A 6,754-nucleotide genomic window follows, 5' to 3' on the forward strand; every position below is an offset into this window, starting at 1 on the left:
ACGATCGAACGATGCGACGCCGGTCTCGGGGGTACCGCCGGGGCCGTCCCACGGCAGATACGCCACGTCGCCGCCCTCCCCCATCACGGTCGGCAGATCGACCCCCGGTGCCATCGCGGCGACCCGCTCGCGCCACTCGTCGGGGATCGGGGTGGCGGGGTCGATCTCGCGGTCGAGTACGGCTGCGATCAGGTGGGTCCAGGATCTCGGCACCACCCGCACCAGCCCGTAGCCGCCTCCGCCCACCGCGAGCCACCGGCCCTCGCAGTGCCGGTCCGCGAGCTCGCGCATGGCGAGATACGCCGCGCGCTGGCCGTCGACGGTCAACGAGAGGTCGGCCAGCGGATCCTCCCGGTGGCTGTCGGCACCGCACTGGCTGATGATGATCTGCGGCCGGAACGTCGCGACCGCGGCGGGGACGACGGCGTGGAATGCGCGCAGCCACAGCGCGTCGACGGTGCCGGGCAGGACCGGCAGGTTGATCGCGGTCCCCTCGGCGGCGCCGGTGCCGACCTCGCTGGACCAGCCGGTGTTCGGCCACAGCGTCGCGGGGTGCTGGTGGATGGAGACGGTGAGCACCCGGGGATCGCTCAGGAAGGCGTGCTGCACCCCGTCGCCGTGGTGGGCGTCGACGTCGATGTAGGCGATCCGGTCGAAGCCGTTGTCCAGGAGCCACGAGATGGCGATGGCGGCGTCGTTGTACACACAGAATCCGGCGGCCCAGTCCGCCATCGCATGGTGCATCCCACCGCCGATGCTCACCGCCCGCCGGGTGCGGCCGGCGGCGATCTCCCGGGCGGCGGCGAGGGTGCCGCCTGCGAGGACGGCACTGGCCTCGTGCATGCGCGGGAAGATCGGATTGTCCTCGGTGCCGAGACCGTGCGGGGCCTCCGCCCCGGCGGTCGAACCTGGCGGCAGGCTGCCGGCGTGCTTGACGGCCTCGACGTAGGCAGGGGTGTGGATGCGCAGCAGCTCGGCGTCGGTCGCGGCCGGCGGACGCAGGGTCTCCACCCCCTCGAGCAGGCCGAGGCCGCGGGACAGTGCCATCGTGAGATCGAGCCGGGTGGGATTCATGGGATGAGTCGGGCCCCACCGGTAGTCGAGGAAGTCCGGGCTCCACACCACCACTCGGTCGCCGCTCGGATGTGTCGGATCGCCCGTCGCGGCGGAGGTCGTGGTCATGGCCACAAAGCTACTGCGCCGTCCGGGGCGATGCGAGTGCCGCAGGGCCCCGGCGCGCCTGCCGCAGGCCCCGCCGGGCGGCGCCGCGCGAGGTGCGCCCGCCGGGGGTTTCGCCCGGTTAGAATCGGCCGCAGACGAAGGGGTGTGAGAGTGAAGGACCTGGTCGATACCACGGAGATGTACCTCCGGACGATCTACGACTTGGAGGAAGAGGGCGTCGTGCCGCTGCGTGCGCGCATTGCCGAACGCCTGGAACAGAGCGGACCGACCGTGAGCCAGACCGTCGCCCGGATGGAGCGGGACGGGCTGCTGCGCGTGGCAGGCGACCGGCACCTCGAGCTGACCGAGAAGGGCCGCGACCTGGCGGTGTCGGTCATGCGCAAGCATCGGCTCGCCGAGCGGCTGCTCGTGGATGTGATCGGTCTCGACTGGGAGAACGTGCACGCCGAGGCATGCCGCTGGGAGCACGTGATGAGCGAGGAGGTCGAGCGCCGCCTCGTCGAGGTGCTGCACAACCCCACGACCTCGCCGTACGGCAATCCGATTCCGGGACTGGACCAGCTCGGCCTGGACCGCCCGGCCGCGGCGGACGAGCGGCTGGTGCGGCTCACCGAGATCCCGCCGGGCAAGCCGACCGCCGTGGTCGTGCGCCGGCTGGCGGAGTACGTGCAGTCCGATCACGAGGTGATCGGGCGGCTGCGTGAGGCGGGGATCGTCCCCGACGCACGCGTTACAGTCGAGACGAAGCCGGGGTCGGTGGTCATCAACGTGCCCGGCCACGACGGCTTCGAACTTTCCGACGAGATGGCCCACGCGGTGCAGGTGAAGCAGGTCTGAGACAGGCCCCTTCTTCGCCGGCCCCGCGCGGGCCGGCGAAGAAGGGTCCCAGCGTGAGGCTTCTGGTTACCGGCGGTGCCGGCTATGTGGGCAGCGTCTGCAGCACGGTGCTGCTCGAGCAGGGTCACGAGGTGGTGATCCTCGACGATCTGTCCACCGGCAACGCCGACGCCGTCCCGGCCGGCGCGGAGTTCGTCGAGGGCGACATCGCGACCGCGGCCGCGGAGGTGCTCGGCGGCGGTGCACAGCCCCGGTTCGACGGGGTGCTGCACTTCGCGGCCCAGTCCCTGGTCGGCGAGTCCGTCGAGCATCCGGACAAGTACTGGCACGGCAACGTCGTCGCGACCCTCGCCCTGCTGGACGCGATCCGCGCCTCGGGAACACCGCGGCTGGTGTTCTCGTCGACGGCGGCGACGTACGGCGAGCCGGACCGGGTACCGATCACCGAGGATGCACCCGCCCGGCCCACCAACCCGTACGGCGCCACGAAACTCGCCATCGACCATGCGATCTCGTCGTACACGCGGGCGTACGGTCTGGCCGCGACGAGCCTGCGCTACTTCAACGTCGCGGGCGCATACCACGGTGCCGGCGAGAACCGCGTGGTCGAGACGCACCTGATTCCGCTCGTGCTGCAGGTGGCTCTCGGCCAGCGCGAGCACATCTCGGTGTTCGGCACCGACTGGCCGACCAAGGACGGCACGGCGGTGCGGGACTACATCCATGTCAAGGACCTCGCCGACGCCCACCTGCTGGCACTGGCGGCCGCCCGGCCCGGCGAGCACGCCGTCTACAACCTCGGGAGCGGCGAGGGTTTCACCGTCCGGGAGGTCATCGAGGCGTGCCGCCGAGTGACGGGCCTGCCGATCACGGTGGTCGATGCACCCCGGCGCGCCGGGGATCCGGCCGTGCTGATCGCGTCGAGCCGCCGCGCCGTCGAGGAACTGGGCTGGAAGCCGCAGCACACGAGCCTCGACGAGATCGTCGCCGACGCGTGGGTCTACCTGCAGGAACTCGGCGACCGGTCGCACGCGGCACGGCGCTGAGCCGGCGCCGTCCCGGCGGTCACGCCGCCGGTGCGGGCGGGGGCATTCGCACCCCGAGCCGCGCGGCGATCTCGTAGCCGGTGTCGGCGAGGCCGCGCACGGTGTGCGGCCGCAGCCCGGCCTGCAGGGCCTGGTCGAGGAGGTCGGCGAGCCGGTGCCGCGGGTTGGACTCGAGTGCGACCCCCAGGGCCACCCCGGCGAGCGGTCCGTCGCCCCGAACGTACGCGCTGTAGCCGACGAGGGCGGCGGCCTCGGCTCGTTCCGGGTCCGGGAGACGCCGGGTGAGCGTGACCCACAACCGTTCGGCGGTGTCGGCCTCGGCGCCCGCCGCGAGGGCCATCACGGCGTCGCGCACGGTCGAATTGGACAGCAGGACGGCGAGTTCGGCAAGCTCGGGGGCGAGCAGCTCGGCGCCGTCGTCGTGCCGGGCGATGTGGGCCAGCACGGCCTCGAGTTCCTGACGGTCGGCGCGGTCGCGGCCGCCGGCGCGGACGGCGAGTTCGTAGGCGAGGTCACGCGCGTCGATCGCCTCGTCGATGTGGTCGGCAACCTGCATGCGCCCGGGCATCGGCAGCGGGGTGAGCAGATCGGCGAGTTCGGCGCGGGACCGCCGGATCGCCCCGCCCTCGAAGACGCGGGCGGCGGCGACGGGCGAGGCCTGCGGGTCCGGGACCGTCCCGCGCGCACCGCCGACGAGCGCAAACCATGTTCTGCCGCAAGCGACCTCGGAAACGGCGTGTGCTCCGGCGATGCGAACCCCGCGCCGGTCGAGGCGGACGGCGAAGTCGTCGAGCAGTCGGCAGGCCGCGGCGACGGCGGGGGCGTCGGGGTGGTCGAGACGGTCGTCGACGAGGACGACGAGCACGGCGTCGGCGCCCTCCCGATCGCAGAGCGCACCGAATCGGTCGAAGACGTCGCGCATCGCAGCCGGCACCGGATCGTCCTCGCCGGGCGGCAGGATCAGGTCGTGGCGCATGACGGCGCCGACGGTCGCGGACCGGGCACCGTCGCGCCCGCCGCCGGCATCGGACGCGAGGCTCAGCACGATCAGCGACCGTGCGGGCAGGAAGCCGAGCATGGCCGGCACGGCGGCGATCAGATCCCCCGGATCGGCGAGTCGCAGCGGCCGGGGCGAGGAAGTCGATGTGGTCATGCGCCGACTGTCCCCGACGACCGGTGCCCTCGGGGGCCGCGCGACCCGGATCCGCGGAATCTGGGGACGAGCGCTCCGGTTGTGGACAAGTACTGCGGCCGCAGGAGTTCCGGCCGCCCGATGTCGGTTCCGGCTGGTAGCGTGCCGCGTCAGCCGACGCGCACGCGCTCCACGCTCGCCTCGAACACCCGGCCCAGGGTGGCGGTGTCGGCGGGCCCCGCACCGAAGGACATGTACGTCACCAGCACCCGCACGTCGTCGACCTGGGCGATCCGGCTGGTCATCGACTGGGTGACCACCTCCCGGCCCTCGCCCGAGCGGACGGTGCGGGTGAACGCGAGGGTCGCCACCCCCGCGGCGGCCGGCGGCGCCGACGGGTCGACCGTGGTCGTCACCGTGGCGGTGACGCCCCGGCGGGTCGCCGCGACGACGGGACATTCGACGAGACGGTCGCGGTAGGCGGCCAGGTCGTCGGTGACAGCGACGAGTTCGACCGAGATCGTGGCCCGGCTGTCGTTGTCCGTGCCGACCACCATCGCAGTCCCGTCCGGGCCGTAGTTCTGCGGCGGCGGCAGGCATCCGGGTGGATCCACCTTGGCCCCCTCCGGGACTCCGGTGAGGTCGGGAGCGGCCTGGGCGACCGCCTGCGGCGGTAGCACCACCGCGTCGTACGGCTCGGGGAACTGCTCGGGCGGCAGCAGCAGTTCGGCGAGGGGCCGGCCCGCGGTGCCGGCCTCGTCCGTCGTGGCCAGTGCGGCCGGCTCGGGCTGTGGCGTGCCGTCGACGGTCGACGAGCACCCGGCGGCGAGCAGCAACGCGCCCCCGATCACGGTCGCGCCCAGCCGGCGGAAGGGCACCGGCGGGGTCCGGGGGCGGCGCGGCGTCCGGACGTCGTCTCCTGCGCTGTGGGTTGCCACCGGACCTCCGCTGTCGCGTCCCGCCGGGGTCGTGCCCCGGCGGAAGCTGATCACCAGTTCAACTAGACTCGAACTCCACCATGCCACGCCGGTGACCCGGCGGTATCACGGCGCCCCGGATCGAACGGAGGATGTTCGCATGGACGACCAGTCCCGCATGTACGAGCTCGAGTTCCCCGCTCCGCAGCTGACGTCTGCCGACGGCGAGGGTCCCGTGCTGGTGCACGGTCTCGAGGGGTTCGCCGACGCCGGGCATGCGGTGCGGCTCGCCACCACGCACCTGCGCGAGAGCCTCGAAAGCGAACTCGTGGCGTCGTTCGCCGTGGACGAGCTGATCGACTACCGGTCCCGGCGGCCGACCATGACGTTCAAGGCGGATCACTTCTCCGACTACGCCGCCCCCGAACTCAACCTGTACGCCCTGATCGACACGGCCGGAACCCCCTTCCTGTTACTGGCCGGCGCGGAACCGGACCTGAAATGGGAGCGGTTCATCACGGCGGTGCGCCTGCTCGCCGAGCAGTTCGGGGTCCGGCGCACGATCGGGATCAGCGCGATCCCGATGGCGATCCCCCACACCCGTCCGCTGGGCGTGACGGCGCACTCGACGAACAAGGACCTGATCGCCGACCACCACCGCTGGACGGGCGAGCTGCAGGTGCCGGCGGGGGTGTCGTCGCTGCTCGAGCTGCGGATGGCGCAGCACGGGCACGAGTCGGTGGGGTTCTCGGTCCACGTGCCCCACTACCTGGCGCAGACCGAGTACCCGGGCGCTGCCGAGACCTTGCTCGAGAACGTCGCCGAAGCCGGGGGCCTCGGGTTGCCGCTGGCCGCGCTCGGCGAGGCCGCCGCACGGGTGCGTGAGCAGATCGACGAGCACATCGCCCAGAACGAGGAGGTGCAGGCGGTGGTCCGCGGACTCGAGCGGCAGTACGACAGCTATGTGGCGGCCCAGGAGCAGCAGGCCGCCCAGCTGCCGACGGACGAGAACCTGCCGACCGGCGAGGAGATCGGTGCCGAGTTCGAGCGGTTCCTCGCCGAATACGAGGATCGCGGCGGGAACGGACAGCCCGGCGACGCGGACCCCTCCGCCTGACCGGGTTCGAATCGCCGCCTGTCCGACCCCGGATCATTACTCTCTCGTTACACTTCGCGTTGTGCAGGTCACATACAGTCAGTACGCTCAGTTCGACGAGTTGAGCTGAAGGGTCGGGCCGGAGACGGTCCGGCGCCTCGGACACCACAGGTAGACGAGGAACCGGCGGTCAGGAGACGCACATGGGTACACCGCGCACACGCACGCTCCGGCCGGTGCCGGACGCGGAGACGCGGATGGTCTTCCGCACCATCCACGGCTACCGTCGCGCCTTCCGACTCGCCGGCGAGGGCCCCGCGCTGCTGCTGATCCACGGGATCGGCGACAACTCCTCGACCTGGCAGGAGGTCATCCCGCACCTGGCCCGCAAGTACACGGTCATCGCACCGGACCTGCTCGGCCACGGCCGCTCCGACAAGCCGCGCGCCGACTACTCGGTCGCCGCGTACGCCAACGGCGTCCGCGACCTGCTCTCGGTCCTGGACATCGAGCACGTCACCGTGGTCGGGCACTCCCTCGGCGG

Annotated in this window: 7 protein-coding genes; 4 read left to right on the forward strand and 3 right to left on the reverse strand. The window is 72.2% G+C overall.

Annotated features, from left to right (window positions below):
• The coding region (locus CQZ88_RS27505; RefSeq protein WP_102800589.1) for an acetoin utilization protein AcuC at positions 1-1,182 on the reverse strand (1,182 nt) is incomplete at its 3' end.
• 150 nt (positions 1,183-1,332) lie between these two features.
• On the opposite strand from CQZ88_RS27505, the gene CQZ88_RS27510 reads away from it, so the two are divergent.
• On the forward strand, positions 1,333-2,019 hold the full coding sequence (locus CQZ88_RS27510) for a metal-dependent transcriptional regulator (protein WP_006935008.1): 687 nt from the start codon (positions 1,333-1,335) through the stop codon (positions 2,017-2,019).
• Positions 2,020-2,072: 53 nt separating this feature from the next.
• Positions 2,073-3,065 (forward strand): UDP-glucose 4-epimerase GalE, encoded by a 993-nt coding sequence (gene galE, locus CQZ88_RS27515; protein ID WP_029543387.1) that lies wholly within the window; start codon positions 2,073-2,075, stop codon positions 3,063-3,065.
• A gap of 19 nt (positions 3,066-3,084) precedes the next feature.
• Here the strand turns inward: galE and CQZ88_RS27520 are convergent, their stop codons facing one another.
• Both CQZ88_RS27520 and CQZ88_RS27525 read right to left on the reverse strand, forming a co-directional pair.
• Positions 3,085-4,218: a DUF4192 domain-containing protein gene (locus tag CQZ88_RS27520; RefSeq protein WP_102800590.1), complete on the reverse strand. Its 1,134-nt coding sequence runs from the start codon at positions 4,216-4,218 to the stop codon at positions 3,085-3,087.
• 149 nt (positions 4,219-4,367) lie between these two features.
• Positions 4,368-5,135 (reverse strand): hypothetical protein, encoded by a 768-nt coding sequence (locus tag CQZ88_RS27525; protein ID WP_065923484.1) that lies wholly within the window; start codon positions 5,133-5,135, stop codon positions 4,368-4,370.
• A gap of 139 nt (positions 5,136-5,274) precedes the next feature.
• Between CQZ88_RS27525 and CQZ88_RS27530 the strand changes: the two genes are divergently transcribed.
• Complete coding sequence (locus CQZ88_RS27530) at positions 5,275-6,231, forward strand: proteasome assembly chaperone family protein (protein ID WP_006935021.1); 957 nt, start codon at positions 5,275-5,277, stop codon at positions 6,229-6,231.
• Between the two features lie 182 nt (positions 6,232-6,413).
• Positions 6,414-6,754: alpha/beta fold hydrolase (locus tag CQZ88_RS32025; RefSeq protein WP_258008834.1), on the forward strand; the 341-nt coding region annotated here is incomplete at its 3' end.

It is taken from the genome of Rhodococcus sp. ENV425, from assembly GCF_002887785.1.
GTDB lineage: Bacteria > Actinomycetota > Actinomycetes > Mycobacteriales > Mycobacteriaceae > Rhodococcus > Rhodococcus aetherivorans.